Source organism: Massilia agri, from assembly GCF_024753255.1.
In the GTDB taxonomy this organism is placed as follows: domain Bacteria; phylum Pseudomonadota; class Gammaproteobacteria; order Burkholderiales; family Burkholderiaceae_D; genus Telluria; species Telluria agri.
The window spans coordinates 1-20,902 of the sequence record NZ_JANUHA010000003.1 but is presented as its reverse complement, the minus strand read 5'-3'; the positions used below and the strand labels follow the sequence as shown (position 1 = coordinate 20,902).

General features: G+C 66.7%; 16 protein-coding genes. 14 read left to right on the top strand and 2 right to left on the bottom strand.

What is annotated here, in order from left to right; translation table 11 throughout:
* Window positions 1–15: 15 nt before the first annotated feature.
* Window positions 16–5,265, top strand: a complete 5,250-nt coding sequence (locus tag NX780_RS05100; RefSeq protein ID WP_258826777.1) for a hybrid sensor histidine kinase/response regulator — start codon at window positions 16–18, stop codon at window positions 5,263–5,265.
* Between the two features lie 13 nt (window positions 5,266–5,278).
* Here NX780_RS05100 and NX780_RS05095 read toward each other — a convergent pair whose 3' ends face one another.
* Entirely contained in the window at window positions 5,279–6,733 is a 1,455-nt protein-coding gene (locus NX780_RS05095) for a cryptochrome/photolyase family protein (protein WP_258827133.1), read from the bottom strand.
* A 306-nt stretch (window positions 6,734–7,039) separates the two neighbouring features.
* Between NX780_RS05095 and NX780_RS05090 the strand changes: the two genes are divergently transcribed.
* The 7 genes from NX780_RS05090 (at window position 7,040) to ilvD (ending at window position 13,573) form a co-directional block, all read left to right on the top strand.
* Window positions 7,040–7,654, top strand: coding sequence for a YqgE/AlgH family protein (locus NX780_RS05090; protein ID WP_258826776.1), 615 nt, complete (start codon window positions 7,040–7,042; stop codon window positions 7,652–7,654).
* A 15-nt stretch (window positions 7,655–7,669) separates the two neighbouring features.
* Window positions 7,670–8,062: a Holliday junction resolvase RuvX gene (ruvX, locus tag NX780_RS05085; protein WP_258826775.1), complete on the top strand. Its 393-nt coding sequence runs from the start codon at window positions 7,670–7,672 to the stop codon at window positions 8,060–8,062.
* Window positions 8,049–8,588 carry a bifunctional pyr operon transcriptional regulator/uracil phosphoribosyltransferase PyrR gene (gene pyrR, locus NX780_RS05080; protein ID WP_258826774.1) on the top strand — a complete coding sequence of 180 codons (540 nt, stop codon included), beginning with the start codon at window positions 8,049–8,051 and terminating at the stop codon, window positions 8,586–8,588. Before ruvX ends, pyrR begins: the two co-directional genes overlap by 14 nt.
* Window positions 8,569–9,546 (top strand): aspartate carbamoyltransferase catalytic subunit, encoded by a 978-nt coding sequence (locus NX780_RS05075; RefSeq protein WP_258826773.1) that lies wholly within the window; start codon window positions 8,569–8,571, stop codon window positions 9,544–9,546. Before pyrR ends, NX780_RS05075 begins: the two co-directional genes overlap by 20 nt.
* Before the next feature lie 11 nt (window positions 9,547–9,557).
* Window positions 9,558–10,838 carry a dihydroorotase gene (locus NX780_RS05070; RefSeq protein ID WP_258826772.1) on the top strand — a complete coding sequence of 427 codons (1,281 nt, stop codon included), beginning with the start codon at window positions 9,558–9,560 and terminating at the stop codon, window positions 10,836–10,838.
* Between the two features lie 39 nt (window positions 10,839–10,877).
* Entirely contained in the window at window positions 10,878–11,615 is a 738-nt protein-coding gene (locus tag NX780_RS05065) for a lysophospholipid acyltransferase family protein (protein ID WP_258826771.1), read from the top strand.
* A gap of 95 nt (window positions 11,616–11,710) precedes the next feature.
* Entirely contained in the window at window positions 11,711–13,573 is a 1,863-nt protein-coding gene (gene ilvD / locus NX780_RS05060; protein WP_258826770.1) for a dihydroxy-acid dehydratase, read from the top strand.
* 162 nt (window positions 13,574–13,735) lie between these two features.
* Here ilvD and NX780_RS05055 read toward each other — a convergent pair whose 3' ends face one another.
* Entirely contained in the window at window positions 13,736–14,593 is an 858-nt protein-coding gene (locus NX780_RS05055; protein ID WP_258826769.1) for a symmetrical bis(5'-nucleosyl)-tetraphosphatase, read from the bottom strand.
* Window positions 14,594–14,815: 222 nt separating this feature from the next.
* Here NX780_RS05055 and NX780_RS05050 point away from each other — a divergent pair, with 222 nt between their 5' ends.
* The 6 genes from NX780_RS05050 (at window position 14,816) to NX780_RS05025 (ending at window position 20,773) form a co-directional block, all read left to right on the top strand.
* Window positions 14,816–15,910, top strand: a complete 1,095-nt coding sequence (locus NX780_RS05050) for a glycosyltransferase family 4 protein (protein ID WP_258826768.1) — start codon at window positions 14,816–14,818, stop codon at window positions 15,908–15,910.
* An 86-nt stretch (window positions 15,911–15,996) separates the two neighbouring features.
* The gene (locus NX780_RS05045) at window positions 15,997–16,314 is read left to right on the top strand and encodes an H-NS histone family protein (RefSeq protein WP_258826767.1); all 318 of its coding nucleotides are present in this window, start codon (window positions 15,997–15,999) and stop codon (window positions 16,312–16,314) included.
* Between the two features lie 223 nt (window positions 16,315–16,537).
* Window positions 16,538–17,920: a phosphomannomutase/phosphoglucomutase gene (locus NX780_RS05040; protein ID WP_258826766.1), complete on the top strand. Its 1,383-nt coding sequence runs from the start codon at window positions 16,538–16,540 to the stop codon at window positions 17,918–17,920.
* A 10-nt stretch (window positions 17,921–17,930) separates the two neighbouring features.
* Window positions 17,931–18,911: a lipopolysaccharide heptosyltransferase I gene (gene waaC / locus NX780_RS05035; protein WP_258826765.1), complete on the top strand. Its 981-nt coding sequence runs from the start codon at window positions 17,931–17,933 to the stop codon at window positions 18,909–18,911.
* Entirely contained in the window at window positions 18,908–20,176 is a 1,269-nt protein-coding gene (gene waaA, locus NX780_RS05030) for a lipid IV(A) 3-deoxy-D-manno-octulosonic acid transferase (protein ID WP_258826764.1), read from the top strand. The genes waaC and waaA overlap by 4 nt, the downstream gene beginning before the upstream one ends.
* Before the next feature lie 51 nt (window positions 20,177–20,227).
* Window positions 20,228–20,773 (top strand): YcxB family protein, encoded by a 546-nt coding sequence (locus tag NX780_RS05025; protein ID WP_258826763.1) that lies wholly within the window; start codon window positions 20,228–20,230, stop codon window positions 20,771–20,773.
* The last annotated feature ends 129 nt before the right edge of the window (window positions 20,774–20,902 follow it).

The window sequence follows — 20,902 nt, the reverse complement described above, 5'->3', positions numbered from 1 at the left end:
ACGATTACGAGCCCAATGACCAAGCCATCCTCCCGCCTGCCCGCTTTCGATACCGGACCGCTGTCGTGGGTGATCGGCGAGATCCGCGACGCCCTCGGGCGCTCGGGCACGGCGCTGCGCGACGCGGCCAGCCGCAGCCAGGAGGCCCAGCCGACCCTGCTGCTGCACGCCAAGACCCACCTGCACCAGGCCCATGGCGCCCTGCAGATGGTCGACGTCGAGGGCGTGAACGTGCTGGGCGGGGCGGCCGAGAAGCTGATCGACCGCTTCAAGGATGGCCAGTTGCCCTGCACCCCGGACACCGTGAAGGTGGTGCAGGACGCCTACCAGGCCCTGGTCGAATACCTCGACGAACTGCTGGCAGGCAGCCCCCAGCAGCCGGCGCGCCTGTTCCCGTATTATCGCGATGTGCAGGACAAGCTCGGCGTCGAACGCATCCATCCCTCCGACCTGCTGCCGGCGAGCCTGGGCCAGGGCGTCGAATTCCACGTGCCGTCGAGCAGCACCCAGCCCGACATCGCGGCCTGCCGCGCGCGCTTCGAGAAGTCGCTGCTGCCCTACCTGAAGAGCGGGGAGGCCCGGCACGCGGCCGGCATGCGCGATGCCGTTCAACCCGTCGCCGCAAGCCAGACGGAACCGAGGGCCCGCCTGTTCTGGAGCGCCATCCACGCCTTCGCCGGCGTGGTCGCCGATGGCCAGGTCGAGAGCGACCTGTATGTGAAACAGCTGCTCGGCCAGGTCAACCTGCAGCTGCGCCGCCTGTCGCAAGGGCAGGGCGGCACGCCCGATGCGATGCTGCGCGACGCGCTCTTCTTCGTCGCGGCAGCCGCCCAGCCGAACGAGGACGCCCAGCGCCTGCGCGCGGCCTGCGGCCTCGACGGCCTGGTGCCGCATGACTACGCGGCGCGCCGCTACGGCCGCATCGACCAGGAAGCGCTGCAGGAGGCGCGCGACGCGCTGGCCCGCACCAAGTCGGACTGGGACCGCATCGCCACCGAAGGGGCGAGCGAAGGCGAGGTCAAGGAAGATTTCAACGAGCAGCTTTCGCGCCTGGCCGGCGCCAGCGAAAAGCTGGGCGCGCCGGCCCTGGCGCAGCTGCTGCGCGAACTGGGCCGCGCCGCCCAGGATGCCATCGCGGCGGGCCGCAGCGACGATTTTGGCCTGGAGATGGCCACCGCCATGTTGTTCGTCGAGAACGGCCTGGACCAGCTGCGCCAACTGCCCGAGGATTTCTCCGAGAATGCGGAAGCGGTCGGCGCGCGCCTCTTGGCCCTGGCCGCCGGCGAAACGCCGCCGGATGCGCCGCAGTGGCAGGGCGAACTGGCGCGCCAGATCCAGCAGGGACAGACGGTTGCCGTGCTGGCGGGCGAGATCAAGGCCGGCCTGCGCCAGGTCGAGAAGCTCCTCGACGACTATTACGACAACCCGGGCAAGCGCGAGGCGCTGGTGCAGGCCGAGCCGGTGCTGCACCAGCTGCAGGGAGCGCTGGCCATCCTCGACCAGGACCAGGCGGTGCTGGCGGCGCGCCACGTGGCGGGCGAAGTCCGCACCCTTGCCCAGAGCGACGGGGCGGTAGACACCCAATCGGCCGTGCTGCACAACATCGCGCAGAACATCGGCGCGCTCGGCTTCTTCACCGACCTGCTGGCCCAGAACAGCGAGTCGGCCAAGGGCCGCTTCACCTTCGACCCTGAAAAACGCCTGTTGCGCGAGCTGCCCTTCGAATTCGTCGAGGCCGTCGAGGCGGCGTCCGAAGCTGCTCCCGTGCAGGAACAGCCGCCGGAAGCCGCGGCCGAGGAAGCGACGATCGAATCCGAGCTGCTCGAGATCTTCATCCTCGAAGCGCAGGAAGTGCTGGGCTTCGTGGGCGAGACCCTGCCGCAGGCGCAAGCCAATCCGGACAACCAGGAAACCTTGACCCTGCTGCGCCGCTCCTTCCACACCCTGAAGGGCAGCAGCCGCATGGTGAACCTGGAGCGCTTCGCCGAAGGCGCGGCCGCGGTCGAGAAGGCCATGAATTTGTGGCTGTCGGAGGCGCGCAGCGCCACCCCGGCCTTGCTCGCCCTGCTGCGCGAGGCGCATGCCCAGCTCTCGAGCTGGGTCGACGAGCTGGCCGCGCAGGGCGTTTCGCAGCGCGACAGCGAGGCCCTGGTCGCGGCGGCCGGCCGCGTATTGGCAGGCGGCGAACCCGAAGCCGCACCACCCGTAGTAGAGGAAGAAGCCCCCGGAACCCGGCGCGTGGGCGAGCTCGAGATTCCGCTTGCCCTTTACACGATCTACCTCGACGAGACCGAGGCGCTGGTGACGCTGCTGGAGCAGGATTTCGATGCCTGGCGCGCTGAACCGGATCGCCGCGCCACCGAGGATGCGGTCAAGGCCGCGCACACGCTGGCCGGGACCTCGTCCACGGTCGGCTTCACGGCCTTGCGCGACGTTGCCCACGCCCTGGAAGCGGTGCTGGAAAAACTGGCGGCGCCGGGACCCGAGCTGGAAGATGCTGGCCGCGAGCTGCTCGACGCCACCCTGGCGCGCGCGCGCACCATGCTGCAGGTGTTCTCGCTGGGCGAACTGGCGCCAGGCCAGCCGGATCTCGTCAAGCAGCTCGAGACCCTGCTCGAGCGCCTGGCCAGCCAGCAGGCGGCCAGCGTCTACGGCGAAGCCGACCCGGCGCTGGCGGCCAGGCTCGACGCGCTGTTCGCCACCGCCTACGACGAACTGATGGCCGCGCCGCCGCCGGCGCCCGTGCCGACGGCGGTGCGCGAAGAGGAAGAGAAGGCTGAAGCGGTCAGCGAGATCGACGCGCTGTTCGACACCTTCCTCGAAGACCCCTTCGCCGCGCCGCCGCTGCTGCAGGCTGCGCCGGCCGACGAAGAAACGGCTTTTGTCGCAGTCACGCCGGATGAGGCGGTGCTGGGCGAAGCGGTACTCGACGAGGCCGTGCCCGATGCCGTCGCGCCCGCGCCCGAGCCCGCGCCGGACACCGAGCCGGAAGCGGAACCCGAGATCGAGCTGCAGCCGCTGCCGGAACCGGTGCCGGCGCCCGCACCAAGCCAGGACGACGGCGCGCTGCCCGTCACCCCGGTGTTTGCGGACGAACTCGACCCCGACCTGCTGCCGGTCTTCCTGGAAGAGGGCGCCGACCTGTTCCCGCAGATCGGCAACGGCCTGCGCCAGTGGCAGCAGAACCCGCAGGACCACGCCGTCGCCCAGGGCCTGCAGCGCGCCCTGCACACGGTCAAGGGCAGCGCCCGCATGGCCGGCGCGATGCGCCTCGGCCAGCACACCCACGAGCTGGAAACCCAGATCGAGAACATGATGCACGCCGGGACGACCACCCCGGCGGCGTTTGACGAACTGCTGGCCAACTACGACCAGGCCCTGCTGCTCTTCGAACAGCTGCAGCAACCGGCGACGCAGGCGCCTGCCGCCGCGGAGCCCGCGCCACTACCCGTCGAACAGCCGGGCGCGCGTGCGCCGCTGGTGCGCGTGCGCGCCGACATCCTCGACCGCGTGGTGAACCAGGCGGGCGAGGTGTCGATCACCCGCTCGCGCCTGGAGAACCAGGTCGGCTCGCTCAAGGGCGCGCTGTCCGATTTCTCGGACAACCTCGACCGCCTGCGCCGCCAGATGCGCGAGATCGAGATGCAGGCCGAATCGCAGATCGCATCCACCCTGTCGATCGCAGGCGAGGCGAAATTCGATCCGCTCGAGTTCGACCGCTTCACCCGCCTGCAGGAACTGACGCGCATGATGGCCGAGAGCGTCAACGACGTGGAAGCCTTCCATGAGAGCCTGTCGCGCACGGTGGACAGCGCGCAAGAAGACCTGGCGGCCCAGCAGCGCATGACGCGCGACCTGCAGCGCGACCTGATGCGCGTGCGCATGGTCCCGTTCGCGAGCCTGTCGGAGCGCCTGTTCCGCGTGGCGCGCCAGACCGCCAAGGAAACCGACAAACGCGTCAACCTCGACATCCGCGGTGGCGCGGTCGAGATCGACCGCAGCGTGCTGGAGCAGATGGCCGCGCCGTTCGAACACCTGCTGCGCAATGCCATCGTGCACGGCATCGAGGCGAGGGCCAGCCGCGCCGGCGCCGGCAAGCCGGAGACGGGCGAAGTGCTGGTGCAGGTCGCCCAGCATGGCAACGAGGTTGCGATCGGGTTCAGCGACGATGGCGCCGGCCTGGACCTGGAGCGCATCCGCGCCAAGGCGCGGGCGCTGGGCCTGGTCGCGCAGGACGCCGTCATCTCCGACCATGAAGCGGCCGAACTGATTTTCGAACCGGGCTTCTCGACCGCCGACACGCTGACCGAACTGGCCGGACGCGGCGTCGGCATGGACGTGGTGCGGTCCGAAGCCCATGCGCTGGGCGGCCGCGTGGCGGTCGAGACCGAGCCGGGCAAGGGCACGCGCTTCTCGATCCACCTGCCGCTGACCCTGGCGGTCGCGCAGGTGGTGCTGGTGGCCGCCGGTGGCCGCACCCATGCGCTGCCCTCGACCCTGGTCGAGCAGGTGCTGCAGGTGCGCGATACCGATCTGCTTGCCGCCCAGGCGGCCGGCACGATCGCGGTGTCGGGACAGCCGCATGCCCTGCACGCGCTCGACGCGCTGCTGGGCGAGCCTGCCTCCAACGGCGGCGCCCCGCAGAAACTGAGCCCGGTGCTGGTGGTGCACGGCGCGAGCGGGCGCATCGCCCTGCGCGTGGACGAGGTGCTGGGCAACCGTGAAGTCGTGGTCAAGAACATCGGCCCGCAACTGGCCCGCGTGCCGGGCATCGCCGGCGCCACCGTGCTCGGCACCGGCGAGATCGTGCTGATCCTCGACCCGGTGGTGCTGGCCGGGCGGCCGGCGGCGCCAGGTGCGCCTGTGCCCGACACCAGCGAGCAGGCAAGGCGCGCGACCATCATGGTGGTCGACGATTCGATCACCGTGCGCCGCGTGACCCAGCGCCTGCTGGAACGCGAAGGCTATGGCGTGATGCTGGCCAAGGACGGCATCGACGCCCTCGAGCAGATCGAGCAGGTCCAGCCCGACCTGATGCTGGTCGATATCGAGATGCCGCGCATGGACGGCTTCGACCTGACCCGCGAGGTGCGCGAGAACGAGGCCACGAAGGGTATCCCGATCATCATGATCACCTCGCGCACGGCGGACAAGCACCGCAACTACGCGCTCGGCCTGGGGGTGAATGCCTACTTCGGCAAGCCCTACCAGGAGCCTGTTCTGCTGGCGGCGATCGAAAGCCTGCTGGACCGGAACCGGGCTTGATGTGGGGCGGCGCTCAGGGCGCCGCCTTTTTCACCACCGCGAAGCGTTCCAGGGTCCGCTTGCGCGCCGCACCGTGCTCGACCAGGGGGAAGGGATAATCCCTCCCCAGCACCACGCCTTTATCCGCCAGCACATCCTGCGCCACCAGCCAGGGCGCATGGATTTCCTTCGCGCTCAAGGACGCCAAGGCCGGCACCCACTCCCGGATGAACTCTCCATGCGCATCGAAGCGCTGCGACTGCGAGACGGGATTGAAGATCCTGAACCAGGGCTGGGCGTCGCAGCCGGTGGACGCCGCCCACTGCCAGCCGCCGTTGTTCGAGGCCAGTTCGTAGTCGTTCAGCTTGAGGGCGAAATAGCGTTCGCCGCGGCGCCAGTCGATGCCGAGGTCCTTGGTGAGAAAGCTGGCCGTCACCATGCGCAGGCGGTTGTGCATGAAACCGGTCCGGTTCAGCTGCGCCATGGCCGCGTCGACCAGGGGGTAGCCGGTGCGTCCCTCGCACCAGGCGGCGAACAGTTCGTCGGCATCCATCCCGCTTTCCCATTCGATCGCATCGAAGGCCGGCTTGAACGATTGGTGCACGACGTGCGGATGGCGCGCCAGGATCATCGCGTAGAACTCGCGCCAGATGAGTTCCGACAGCCAGACCGAGGCGCCCGTGCCGCCGGCGCCGTTCTCCATCATTTGCCGGGCCGTGCGCACCAGGTGGCGGATCGAGGTGGTGCCGAAGCGCAGGTGGACGGACAGGCGCGAGGTGCCGTCCTGCGCGGGGAAATCGCGCGCGCGGCCGTAGTCGGCGATGCGCCGCACGAAATCCTCGAACATCGCCTCGGCGCCTTCCATCCCGGCGGGCAGCGGCGGCTCGCCCGGCGCGAAACCGATCTCTTCCAGCGAGGGCAGGGCGGGCGCATCCAGGGGCGGCGGCGCGAAGTTGTGGGCGTACTGGTCGACCGGGTAGCTTGCCAGGGTTTCCGGCATGCTGGCCAGGCGCTTGAGCCAGGCGTTCTTGTAGGGCGTGAATACCGAGAACGGTCCCTTTGCCAAGGTCAACACCTCGTCTTTTTCGAAGACGACCTGGTCCTTCAGACTCAGAAATTTCCTACCGTCAGCCGCGAGGCGCTCCGCCATTTGTGCGTCACGTTCGACCGCCTCGGGTTCATAATCGGCACATACCAACACCGCTTCGACGCCGAGCTCGGCGGCCAGTGCGGGAACCACTTCAAGAGGGCGGCCCTGCCGCACGATCAAATGACCGCCGAGCCGGCGCAGCTCGGCATCGAGACTGGCAATGCTCGCGTGGATGAAGCGCACGCGCCGGTCGTCACGGGGCAGCGGATCGAGAATGCCGCTGTCATACACGAAAACGCAGTGCACACGATTGGATGCGGTCAAAGCCCGGTGCAGGGCTGCATGGTCGAATGCGCGCAGGTCGCGCCGAAACCAGACCAGGGAGTTGCTCATATTCATCATCGTGTGCGGGGTCAAGGTGGCGGCCGATAATACAGGGTAGGATTCTTCCTAGCGGTACCGAAGAAGCAAGGGGGCGGGACAGTAGCGGGGCGCGTGGCAGGTAGCGGAGGGTAGCCAAAAGAGGCGCTTGAGTGGCCGTTCAGCCAATTCAGTGTAAACTATCGAAAAGCGTGTTGTTGTTTTGTGGACACCACCCGGTCACAGACCTTGTCGATCCAGCGCTGTCGATAAACCAGAGTGAGCCCATGTGAGAGTAAGCGTATGAAGAAAAGCAAAGTTGGCAACACTCTACCGAAGCCCGGCATGCCACCGGAAGCTGAACAGACGCTCGGTAAGATCGGCCCCGCTTCTTCCGGACTGAATCTCGCCAACCATTTCCTGATCGCGATGCCGTCGATCCAGGACCCGATCTTCGGCGGCACCGTCGTCTATGTCTGCGAGCACAACGAGAAGGGCGTGCTCGGCGTGGTCATCAACAAGCCGACCGACATGACGATGGATGTGCTGTTCGACCGCGTCGATCTGAAGCTGGCGCCCGGCCTGCGTTCCTCGGTCACCGACCAGCCGATCATGTTCGGCGGCCCGGTCCAGGACGACCGCGGCTTCGTGCTGCATACACCGAGCGGACGCTACTCGTCCTCGCTGACCGTCACCGACGACGTGGCCTTCACCACCTCGATCGACGTGCTGGAAGCCGTCGCCAGCGGCGCCGGCCCGGCCCGCATGCTGGTCTCGATCGGCTATGCCGGCTGGAGCCCCGGCCAGCTCGAGGAGGAACTCTCGCGCAACGGCTGGCTGACGGTGGGCGCCGACGCGAAAGTGCTGTTCGACCTGCCGATCGAAGAACGTTATACGGCCGCCATCAAACTGCTGGGAATCGACCCGCTCATGTTAACTACCGAAGCCGGCCATGCGTAAAGGGTCTCATCCCTGATGGTCGACATCGTTCTTGGCTTCGACTTCGGGGTGAAGCGCATCGGCATTGCCATGGGCAACACCCTCACCGGGCAGGCGCAACCTCTCACGGTCATCCGGGCGGTCGACAACGCCACCCGTTTCCAGGTCATCGGCGACCTCATCAATGAATGGAAGCCGGCCCGCCTCGTCGTGGGCGAGCCGCGCCACCCCGACGGCGCCGAGCACGACATGACAATGCGCAGCCGGCGCTTCGCCAACCAGCTCCACGGCCGCTTCAACCTGCCCGTCGAACTCGTCGACGAGCGCTACTCGTCCGCCGTCATTCCGCAAAAACGCGGCGAGATCATCGACGCCAAGGCGGCCGCCATCATTTTGCAACAATACTTTGACTCCAATGCCAACATCTAATCAAGCGTATGACGCGGAGGCGCTGTACCGCGAGCTGCTGGGCCAGGTCCGTGCGGGCCTGGATGGGGTGCCCGACGCTGCCATCGTCGGCATCCACTCGGGCGGCGCCTGGCTGGCCGAACGGCTGGCGAAAGACCTCGACCTGACCAACCGCCTGGGTTCCATCGACGTCTCCTTCTACCGCGACGACTACGCCAAGAAGGGCCTGCACCCGGACGTGAAGCCGACCCACATCCGCTTCCCGGTCGATGGCGCGACCGTGGTGCTGGTGGACGACGTGCTGCAGACCGGCCGCACCGTGCGCGCCGCGATCAATGTGCTGTTCGACTACGGCCGCCCGGCCTGCATCCGACTGGCGGCCCTGGCCGACCGCGGCGGACGCGAGCTGCCGGTGGCGGCCGACTACGTCGGCACCCGTGCTACCCTCGCGCCGAACCAGTCGCTCTGCCTGCAGCGCGACGAGGCCGGCCAACTCTCGCTGACCATTGAAGCCGATTCTTCTGAACATGTCCAAGATCTTTCTTAACCCGCAACTGAACAAGAACGGCGAGCTGCAGCACCTGCTCTCGATCGAGGGCCTGCCGAAGTCCATCCTGAACCACATCCTCGACACCGCATCGAGTTTCGTCTCCATCTCGGACCGCGAGGTCAAGAAGGTGCCGCTCATGCGCGGCAAGAGCGTGTTCAATCTCTTCTTCGAGAACAGCACGCGCACCCGCACCACCTTCGAGATCGCGGCCAAGCGCCTGTCGGCCGACGTTATCAACCTGAACATCCAGGCCTCCTCGGCCAGCAAGGGCGAATCGCTGCTGGACACCATCGACAACCTGTCGGCCATGCACGCCGACATGTTCGTGGTGCGCCACTCGCAGTCGGGCGCGCCCTACCTGATCGCCAAGCACCTGATCGAGACGAACCAGTCGCACGTGCACGTCGTGAACGCCGGCGATGGCCGCCACGCCCACCCGACCCAGGGCCTGCTCGACATGTACACGATCCGCCACTACAAGCAGGATTTCACGAACCTGCGCGTGGCCATCGTCGGCGACATCCTGCACAGCCGCGTGGCGCGTTCGGACATCCACGCGCTGACCACGCTCGGCGTGCCGGAAGTGCGCGCCATCGGCCCGCATACGCTGCTGCCGGGCGGTCTGGAGCAGATGGGCGTGCGCACCTTCACCAACATGGATGAAGGCCTGAAAGACGTCGACGTCATCATCATGCTGCGCCTGCAGAACGAACGCATGAGCGGAGCGCTGCTGCCTTCGGCGCAGGAATACTTCAAGAGCTACGGCCTGACCCCGGAACGCCTCGCGCTGGCCAAGCCGGACGCGATCGTGATGCACCCGGGCCCGATGAATCGTGGTGTCGAGATCGACTCGGCGGTGGCCGACGGCAGCCAGGCGGTGATCCTGCCGCAGGTGACCTTCGGTATCGCGGTACGCATGGCGGTGATGAGCATTTTGGCAGGAGGCAGGGCGTGAAACTCGCACGGATGAAACTACATATCAAGAACGGGCGTGTCATCGACCCGGCGAACGGCATCGATCAAGTTACTGACCTCTTCATCGCCGACGGACTGATCGCCGCGTTTGGCGCGGCGCCGAGCGGCTTCGTGGCCGACACTGTCATCGACGCCACCGGCCTGGTGGTCGCGCCGGGTCTGGTCGACCTCTCGGCGCGCCTGCGCGAGCCGGGCTACGAATACAAGGCGACGCTGGAATCGGAAATGCAGGCGGCGGTGCAGGGCGGCGTGACTACCCTGGTGTGCCCGCCCGACACCGACCCGGTGCTGGACGAGCCGGGCCTGGTCGAGATGCTCAAGCACCGCGCGCGCATCCTGGACGGGGCCAATGTGCACCCGCTGGGCGCGCTCACCATGGGCCTGAAGGGCCAGTCCCTGACCGAGATGGCCGAACTCACCGAAGCGGGCTGCATCGGCTTTTCGCAGGCCGAGGAACCGATCCTCGACACCACCGTGCTGCTGCGCGCCATGCAGTACGCGAAAACCTTCGGCTACACGGTCTGGCTGCGTCCCCAGGACGCCCACATCGGCCGCGGCGGCGTGGCCCACAGCGGCCCGCTGGCCTCGCGCCTGGGGCTGTCGGGCGTGCCGGTGATGGCCGAGACCATCGCCCTGCACACCATCTTCGAGCTGATGCGCGCCAGCGGCGCGCGCGTGCACCTGTGCCGCATTTCTTCCGCCGCCGGCCTGGCCCTGGTCGCCGCAGCCAAGAAGGAAGGCCTGCCGGTCACCTGCGACGTCGGCGCCCACCACCTGCACCTGACCGACGCCGACATCGGCTTCTTCGACTCCAACGCCCGCTTCAACCCGCCGCTGCGCAGCCAGCGCGACCGCGACGCGATCCGCGCAAGCCTGCTGGACGGCACCATCGACGCCATCTGCTCGGACCACACCCCGGTGGACGACGACGAGAAGCTGCTGCCCTTCGCCGAAGCTTCGCCTGGCGCGACCGGCCTGGAGCTGCTGCTGTCTCTGGTGCTGAAGTGGACCGAGGACGAGCGCGGCAGCGACGCGCTGCCGCGTGCGCTGGCCAAGGTGACATCGAGCGCGGCCGGCATCGCCGGGCTGCCGGCCGGTACGCTGGCCGTCGGCGCGGCGGCGGATGTGGTGCTGTTCGACCCGGACGCACGCTGGAAGGTCGAGCGCCGTGCGCTGGCCAGCCAGGGCAAGCACACGCCCTTCCTTGGCTACGAGCTGGCGGGGCAGGTGCGCGCGACCGTCGTGCGCGGCCGCGTGGCGTTCCAGCGCTGATCGTGCAGGGCGGCTGCGGCCGCCCGTTTCATCCATCCCGTGAAGATCCGGCTCGCTCTGCGCCTCGTGCGCGTCATGGTCCACCTGGTGGCGGGCCTGGCGACCTGCGCACTGGTGTTTCCGCTCGCGTCAGGAGGCATGCGCGAGCGCCTGACGCGGCGCTGGTCGGGTAAACTCCTGGGCATCTGCCGCGTCACGGTCGAGCAGGCCGAAGGCGCGCCGGTATTGGAACACGCGCTGATCGTCGCCAACCACGTCTCCTGGCTCGACATCTTCGTCATCAACGCCCTGCATCCCTGCCGATTCGTGGCCAAGGCCGAGATCCGCGCCTGGCCGGTGCTGGGCTGGCTGGCGGCCGGCGCCGGCACCGTCTTCATCGCGCGCGGCAACCGCCGCGAGCTGCGCCACATCTTCAAGGGCCTGGTCGCTGTGCTCGAACAGGGCCAGCGGGTCGCCTTCTTCCCGGAAGGGACGACATCGATCCAGGGCGAGGTGCTGCCCTTCCACGCCAATCTGTTCGAAGCCGCCATCGATGCGAAGGTGGCGGTGCAGCCCTGTGCGCTGTCCTACCTGGACGCCGGCGGCCGCTATCACCCTTCGGTCGACTACGTCGGCGACACGAATTTTGTCGACAGCATGTTCGCCATCCTCGAAGGCCCGCCGGTGCGCGCGCGCCTGCTGGCCCTGCCGCCCATCATTGCTACCGGCGCCCATCGCCGCGAGCTGGCGGAACAGGCGCATACTGCGGTGGCACAGGCGCTCCGGTCTGATTCATAAAAAGAATCACAGAGCAATAAATCATATATTGGACAAATCACCGCCGGCTTGGCACGCTGGGGTTTTGCTTCGCCCGCATTCCTGAGGAGATTTCCATGCCTACCTACCGTTCCCGCACCACCACCCAGGGCCGCAACATGGCCGGCGCCCGCGCCCTGTGGCGCGCCACCGGGATGAAGGACGGCGACTTCGAGAAACCGATCATCGCCGTCGTCAATTCCTTCACCCAGTTCGTGCCCGGCCACGTGCACCTGAAGGACCTGGGCCAGCTGGTCGCGCGCGAAATCGAGGCCAGCGGCGGCGTGGCCAAGGAATTCAACACGATCGCGGTCGACGACGGCATCGCCATGGGCCACGGCGGCATGCTGTATTCGCTGCCCTCGCGCGACCTGATCGCGGACTCGGTCGAGTACATGGTCAACGCCCACTGCGCGGACGCCATGGTCTGCATCTCGAACTGCGACAAGATCACCCCGGGCATGCTGATGGCCGCGATGCGCCTGAACATTCCGGTGGTGTTCGTCTCGGGCGGCCCGATGGAGGCGGGCAAGGTGGTCAAGGTGGTCGATAACACCCGCAAGGTGATCAAGCTCGACCTGATCGACGCCATGATCAAGGCCGGCGACAGCAGCGTGTCGGATGCCGACGTGGCGGAAGTGGAACGCTCGGCCTGTCCGACCTGCGGCTCCTGCTCGGGCATGTTCACGGCGAACTCGATGAACTGCCTGACCGAGGCGCTCGGCCTGTCGCTGCCGGGGAACGGGACGATCGTCGCCACCCACGCCGACCGCAAGGAACTCTTCCTGCGCGCCGGCCGCCTGATCGTCGAGCTGGCCAAGCGACACTACGAAGGCGACGATTACTCCGTGCTGCCGCGTTCGATCGCGACCAAGGCGGCATTTGAAAACGCGATGGCGCTGGACGTGTCGATGGGCGGCTCGACCAACACCGTGCTGCACCTGCTGGCGGCCGCCCATGAGGCCCAGGTGGAATTCACCATGGCCGACATCGACCGCATCTCGCGCAAGGTGCCCTGCCTGTGCAAGGTCGCGCCGATGACGGACAAGTACCACATCGAGGACGTGCACCGCGCCGGCGGCATCGTCTCGATCCTGGGCGAGCTGGCGCGCGCCGGCCTGCTGGACACGTCGCTCCCGACCGTCCACAGCCCGACCGTGGGGGAAGCGATCGAGAAGTACGACATCAAGCGCAGCGATGACCAGGCCGTGCACCAGCTGTTCCGCGCGGCGCCGGGCGGCGTGCCGACCCAGGTGGCCTTTTCCCAGTCCGAGCGTTACGACGAGAACGACCTGGACCGCTCCACGGGCTGCATCCGCGACCGCGAGCACGCCTATTCGCAGGACGGGGGGCTGGCGGTCCTGTACGGGAACATCGCCGAGAAGGGCTGCATCGTCAAGACGGCCGGGGTGGACGAGAGCATCCTGACCTTCTCCGGCAAGGCGCGCGTATTCGAGAGCCAGGACGCGGCGGTGGAAGCGATCCTGGGCGACACGGTTCACGCCGGCGACGTCGTCATCATCCGCTACGAAGGTCCGAAGGGCGGGCCGGGCATGCAGGAGATGCTGTATCCGACCTCGTACATCAAGTCCAAGGGCCTCGGCAAGGCCTGCGCGCTGTTCACGGACGGGCGCTTCTCGGGCGGCTCGTCGGGCCTGGTGATCGGCCACGCCTCGCCGGAAGCGGCCGAGGGCGGCGCGATCGGCCTGGTGGAGGAGGGCGACATGATCGACATCGACATCCCCGCGCGCACGATCAACCTGCGCGTGAGCTTCGAAGAGCTGGCGCACCGCCGCGCGAAGATGGAAGAGCGTGGCCGCGATGCCTGGCAGCCGGTGGGGCGCGAGCGCGTCGTCTCGCAGGCCCTGCAGGCTTATGCGGCCCTGACCACCTCGGCCGACCGCGGCGCGGTGCGCGATCTCAGCCAGCTGCACCGTTAACGCTTCATTCGGCCACGGACCGTAGGGTGGACGGGGGAATTTAGTCCAGTGGACTAAATTCCCGTCCGCGCGTTCAGCCGGTGCATGCGCAGTGGCGCCGCATCCGGGAGTTGAACGCGCGGACGGCGAAGCCGTCCACCCTACGAAACCCAGCAGGCAGCGTTATTTCTTACCGGAGTGCTCCTGGTACTCCGGACAATCCACCTGGAGCAGCGAGCGGTCGTCCAGGCACACCGCCGTCAGCTTCCCCCCCCACACGCAGCCGCTGTCCAGCCCCACCAGGTTCGGCCGCAAGATCAGGCCCAGCGCCGACCAGTGCCCGAACACGACGGTGACGTCCTGCGTACGCCGCTGCGGCAGGTCGAACCACGGCACCAGCCCCGAGCCTTCCGGTCCGCGCTCGCTTTCCTTGTGCAGGAAATCCATGCGCCCATCCGGCGTGCACAGGCGCATGCGGGTCAGCGCATTGACGATGCAGCGCAGGCGCGCCATGCCGGTCAGGCTGTCGTCCCACTGGTCCGGTTCGTTGCCGTACATCGCGCCGAGAAAATCGATCCAGCCTTCGCCGCGCAGCACGGTCTCGACCTCGTGCGCAAGCAGCATCGTCTGCGCCGCGTCCCACTGCGGCGCGACGCCCGCGTGCACCAGCAGGTGCGCATCGACGAACATCGCCAGCGGGCGATGGCGCAGCCACTGGATCAATTCGTCGCGGTCGGGCGCGGCGAGGATCTCGTCGAGCGTATCGCTGCGGCTGGTGCGCTGGGCGCCGACGGCGACCGCGATCAGGTGCAGGTCGTGGTTGCCGAGCAGGGCTTCGACGCGGCCGGGATTGTCTTCGGTGAGCGCCTTCATGCGGCGCAGCGCGGTGAGCGAATCGGGACCGCGGTTGATCAGGTCACCGACGAACAGGATGCGGGATCGGGTTTGTCCGTGGCGGCGTGCATCGTCGTGAATGCAGTCGATCAGGAGTCGCGCTTCGTGGGCACAGCCCTGCAGGTCGCCGATGGCGTAGGTTCTCATGTTCTTCTTATCCGGTGTGGCATGGGTGCGATACTAAATGATTTTGCCGCTGGACGCAGGGTGCATTTGATCCAATCGAAGCCTGCTCCACACAATCCATTTTGTCCCCGGAACCCCTCATCTATTCCGGTACAATGAACCCATATCGATCCATAAGAGTGCCGCGGGTTTTCCGCAGGGCCGCGCGGAAACGGCCTGCCTAATTGCACCGAAAGAATAATAATGTTCTCCTTTTTCGTCAGTTTCGTATCCTGTGCGCTGCTGACACTGCTAGTGATTAAGTATGCGAAGCGCAATGGTACGGCGCTGGACAACAATTATGGCGGCGTACAGAAGTTCCATTCCCATTCGGTCGCGCGTATCGGCGGCGTGCCGATCTATCTCGCGGTCCTGATCACCGGCGCCATTTCGTCATTGCGCGAAGCGCACTATGGCGCATGGATCGCGCCTTTGCTCGGATGCGGATGTATTGCGATGGCAGGCGGTATCGTCGAAGACTATACCGGCCGCGTATCGCCGGCGCGCCGGCTCTTCCTCACCATGGTCGCCGCGCTCATCGCGTATTACCTGCTCGATGCGAAAGTCGCGCGCCTCGATTTTCCCGGCGGCGTGCTGCCGCTGAATCCCGTGTGGATCGTGCTGCCGCTGACGGTGCTGGCGGTGGCGGGCATCGCGAATGCGGTGAACATCATCGACGGCTTCAACGGCCTGGCCAGCGTGGTCAGCATTTGCATGCTGCTGTCGCTCGCCTACGTGGCGCTGCAGGTGGGCGATACCTTCGTGCTGGTGACGGCGATGGTGGTGGCCGGCGCGACCGCCGGATTCCTGATCTGGAATTATCCGGTGGGCCTGATTTTCCTTGGCGATGGCGGCGCCTACTTCATCGGTTTCATGCTCGGCGAACTCGCGCTGCTGCTCGTGATGCGCAATCCCGAGGTCTCCACATGGTATGCCGCGCTGCTGCTGATTTATCCCGCTTTCGAAACGATATTCTCCGCTTACCGCCGCATGTTCGTGCGTGGTAAATCCCCGGCGCTGCCGGACGGAATTCACCTGCATAGTTTGATATTCCGGCGTATCGTGCAATGGACGGTGGGGCCGCGCGAAGCGCGCGCTTTGATGAAACGGAACGCGCGCACCTCGCCTTATTTATGGCTGTTTTCGCTGATGGCGGTGATTCCTGCGACGGTGTTCTGGAAAAACACCAGTGTGCTGATCTTCTTCAGTTTGTTGTTTATAATCAGTTACCTGTGGTTATATGCGCGTATTGTTCGATTTAAGTCGCCCCGCTGGCTCTTTTGGAACAGGAAAGACTAGAATTCGGATATTAATGTTAGTATATTGCGACAATTGGTGATTTTCTCACCTTGGCTGTTTCAACCTTAACTATCGAGGGAACGAAGATGGATCTGTCCAATATGTCCGTAGGTGATTTGCGCAACCTGCAGGAACAAATCAAGCAGGAGATGAAGAAGCGCGAAGTCCAGGAAGTGCAAAAGGCGCGCGAACAAATCCTGGCGATCGCACAGAGCGTTGGCGTGCCCCTCAAGGACCTGCTGGCCACCGGTGGCCGCGGCAGCTCGTCCAAGGGCAATACGGTGGCAGTGCGTTATCGCCACCCGGACAATGCTTCGCAGCAGTGGACCGGCCGCGGCCGCCAGCCGAAGTGGGTCAAGGAATGGGTCGAAGGCGGCAAGTCGCTCGACAAGCTGCGCGTCTGATTCTTTTCCAAACGCCCCCCGCGTTCAGGCGCCGTGCAAGCGCCTGAACCGCCCCCGCACGCGGTCCGTTCAATTCCCAAGAAACGCCGCTTGCCGCTACAATAGCGATCATTTTTGTCGTTCCTCCAATTGTCAATCCAATAATTTGCGCCGAGGCCTTGTCCTCACTGGCTGCATAGCCGCAGTACAGCCTGTTTGTGCGCCCCAGCTTTCCAAGGAAACCATGGTTGCTCTCTCCAAAACGATTTTCAAGGCCTATGACATCCGCGGCGTCATCGACAAGACGCTCGACGAGGGCATTGCCCGCCACATCGGCCGCGCATTCGGCGCCGCCGCACTGGCGAAGGGAGAGAATAAAGTCGTGATCGGCCGCGACGGCCGCCTGTCGGGCCCTGGCCTGACCGCCGCCCTGGGCGAAGGCCTGCGCGACGCCGGCATCGACGTGATCGACCTCGGCATGGTCGCCACCCCGATGGTCTATTTCGCCACCAATGTGCTCGACACCCGCTCGGGCATCATGGTCACCGGCAGCCACAACCCGCCGGACTACAACGGCTTCAAGATGGTGATGGCGGGCGAGGCGATCTACGGCGACGCGATCACCGCCCTGCACGACAGCATCGCCGCCTACGACGGCAAGGTCGCCGACAAACGCGGCGAATACGGCACCCACGATATCCGTGCCGCCTACCTCGAGCGCATCATCGGCGACGTCAAGATCGCCCGCCCGATCAAGATCGCGGTCGACTGCGGCAACGGCGTGGCCGGCGCCTTCGCCCCCGCCTTGTTCCGCGGCATGGGTTGCGAGGTGGTCGAGCTGTTCTGCGAAGTGGACGGCCACTTCCCGAACCACCACCCGGACCCGGCCCACCCGGAAAACCTGCAGGACCTCATCAAGGCCCTGCAGGACACCGACGCCGAGATCGGCCTGGCCTTCGACGGCGACGGCGACCGCCTCGGCATCGTCACCAAGGATGGCCAGATCATCTTCCCGGACCGCCAGATGATGCTGTTCGCCAGCGACGTCCTGTCGCGCAACCCGGGCGCCGAGATCCTCTACGACGTCAAGTGCACCCGCCACCTCGCCCCCTGGATCGAGAAAGCGGGCGGCCGTCCCCTGATGTGGAAGACCGGTCACTCGCTGGTGAAAGCCAAGCTGAAGGAAACCGGTTCGCCCCTGGGCGGCGAGATGAGCGGCCACATCTTCTTCAAGGACCGCTGGTATGGCTTCGACGACGGCCTGTATGCCGGCGCGCGCATGCTCGAGATCCTCACGAAAGAAGCCGATCCCTCGAAGCTCCTGAACAGCCTGCCGATCGCCAGCAGCACCCCGGAACTGCACCTGCACCTGAAGGAGGGCGAGAACTTCGCCCTGATCGACAGCCTGCGCGCCAACGCGACTTTCCCGACTTCCGAAAAGATCAACCCGATCGACGGCCTGCGCGTGGAATACCCGGACGGCTTCGGCCTGGCGCGTTCCTCGAACACGACCCCTGTCGTGGTGCTGCGCTTCGAAGGCGAGAACCCGGAGGCGCTGGCGCGCATCCAGGGCGAATTCAAGCAGGTGATCCTGGCCGCCAAGCCGGACGCCGAACTGCCTTTCTGAGGACGCGCGTTTGAAGATCCTGCTGGTGCGCGTGTCGTCGCTGGGCGACGTGCTGCACAACCTGCCGATGGTGGCCGACATCCTGCGCCACCATCCCGGCGCCACCATCGACTGGGTGGTGGAAGAGGGCTATACGAGCCTGGTGCGCCTGAACCCCCACGTACGGAAGATCATCCCCTGGGCCCTGCGCCGCTGGCGCAAGAGCCTCGGCAAGGCGGAAACGCGGGCCGAGATCAAGGCCTTCTTCAAGACCCTGCGCGAGGAAGAATACGACGTCGTGTTCGATACCCAGGGCCTGCTCAAGACCGGCATCATCATGGGCGCGGCGCGCACCCGCAAGGGCGGACGCAAGGTGGGCCTGGCCAACGGCAGCGAAGGCTCCGGCTACGAAGGCATCTCGCGCATCTTCCACACCAACAGCATTCCCCTGAGCCCGCGCACCCACGCGGTGGCGCGCGGAAGGCTGGTGGCCGGCGTGGCGCTCGGCTATGCGGTCGACTATCCGCCCGATTTCGGGCTGCCGGCGCCGCAGGCATCCACGCGGCCCTCCTTCCTGCCGCCTGAAGACTATGCCGTCTTCTTCCACGGCACCGCGCGCGACGCCAAGAAGTGGTCGCGCGAGAACTGGATCGCGCTCGGCCAGGCGCTGGCGCCGATGCCGGTGCTGCTGCCCTGGGGCTCGCCGCAGGAACTGAGCGAGGCGGAGGCGCTGGCGGCCCAGTTGCCGAACGCACGCGTGCTGCCCAGGCTGTCGATGATGGACGCGGTGTCCCTCGCCCAGCATGCGCGCCTGGCGGTCGGCGTCGACACGGGCCTGACCCACATCGCCGCCGCCTTTGTCCGCCCCACCGTCGAGATCTATGCCGATTCGCCGAAGTGGAAGACCGAGGGCAACTGGTCCGATCGAATCGTCAACCTCGGCGACATCAAGAGCCCGCCCTCGGCCGGGGAAGTCATCGCCGCGGCGCGCAGCCTGCTGGAGCGGGTGTGACGCGGATTCTCTATTCGCTGGCCTGGTACCTGGCGCTGCCGCTGGTCCTGGTGCGGCTGTGGTGGCGCGGGCGCAAGGAGCCCGGCTACCGCGCCCATTGGGCCGAGCGACTCGGCTTTCCGGATGCCGCGCCAACGAATCGCCTGACCCTCTGGGTGCACGCGGTTTCGGTGGGCGAAACCCGGGCGGCCGAGCCGCTGGTCGAAGCGCTGCTGAAGGAATATCCCGACAGCCGCATCCTGCTCACCCACATGACCCCGACCGGCCGCGCTACCGGCAAGTCGCTGTTCGGCCACCATGGCGAGCGCGTAGTGCAGTCCTATCTTCCTTACGACACCGGCTTCATGGTGGGGCGCTTCTTGAAGCGCTTCCGGCCGCGCGTGTGCATCCTGATGGAGACCGAGGTCTGGCCCAACCTGATTGCCGGCTGCGCGCGCGCAAACGTGCCGGTGGCGCTGGTGAACGCACGCCTGTCGGAGCGCTCGCTGCGCCGGGGGCGGAAGATGGGGGCCCTGATGCTGGATGCGGCGTCCGCGATCCCGCTGGTGGCCGCCCAGACCGAGGCGGACGCGCAGCGCATCCGCTCGCTCGGCGCGCCGAAGGTGGCGGTCACGGGCAGCATCAAGTTCGACGTGGTGCCGCCCGCCGCGGCGCTCGAGAAGGGCGCCTGGTTGCGTGCCCAGGCGGCGAACCGCCCGACTTTCCTGTGCGCCAGCACACGCGAGGGCGAGGAAGCCCTGATCCTCGACGCCTGGCAGCGGGTGGACGCGAAGCCGCAAGGGGCCTTGCTCGCCATCGTGCCGCGCCATCCGCAGCGCTTCGACGAGGTGGAAAAGCTGGTCACGTCGCGCGGCCTGACGGTGCAGCGCCGCTCGCGACTGGAGTCCGGCCTGGGCAACGTGGACGTGCTGCTGGGCGACTCGATGGGCGAGATGTTCGCCTACTACGCCGCCTGCGACTGCGCCTTCATCGGCGGCAGCCTGATGCCGCTGGGCGGCCAGAACCTGATCGAAGCCTGCGCGCTCGGCAAACCGGTGCTGGTGGGCGAGCACACCTTCAACTTCGCCGATGCGACCGAGGAAGCGGTGGGCGATGGCGCCGCGCTGCGGGTGCCCGACGCCGACGCCCTCATGGCCGCCGCCGTGCGCCTGCTGGAAGACGAAGCGGCGCGCGGTTCCATGGGCGCTCATGCGCTGGCCTTCGCCGGCCGTCACCGCGGCGCGACCCTGCGCACTGTTGAACTCCTGCGACAACTAATCGGATAGGTTTTGCTACCATTGCCCATTCGAGCTCGGATAATAACCAGGGGATGCGCAATGTTGTCGTTTAATCACCCGAGACCGGTCAACAGCAACAAGCCCGTCGCCGTGCTGGTGCAAGAGCAGGACGACGACAAGGTGCTGCACGTGCCGGTCGGGACCGCCCCGGCGGGAGCCCCGCTTGCGGCCACCGCACCCGTTCCCTTGTCCGAACTGCACTTCTTCGTGCGCTACACCCTGGGCGAATACATCAGCTTCATGTGGCAGCACGGCGGCTACCTGATCCGCCGCCGCCGCATCCGCTTCCCGGCCAGCCTCTACCTTCGCCTCAAGAGCACCCTCAGCGCGGCCGCGCATTTCGTGCTGCTCGGCCGTGGCCGGCGCACCTACGAATTCACCATCGACCAGCATGGCATCGTGCGCACCAGCGGCGGCGTGACCCTGATCGGCTGGGAAGACGTGACGGCCGTGCGCAGCTACACGCGCGGCTTCATGATGATCCTGAAGCGCGGCACCTTGCCGATCCCGTATCGCGCCCTGTCGGACGACCAGATGGGCGCGATGAAGCAGCTGGCCGCCGCCAGACGAGACGCGCTGTTGTAGGGTGGTCGGCTCCGCCGACCGCGCGTTCAACTCACCTTTGATCTGACGCACCTGCCATTTTCGGCGCCGACATAACATGCGCCGATGCCCCACTACCGCCGTGCCCTAACCGGCACCACCTATTTTTTT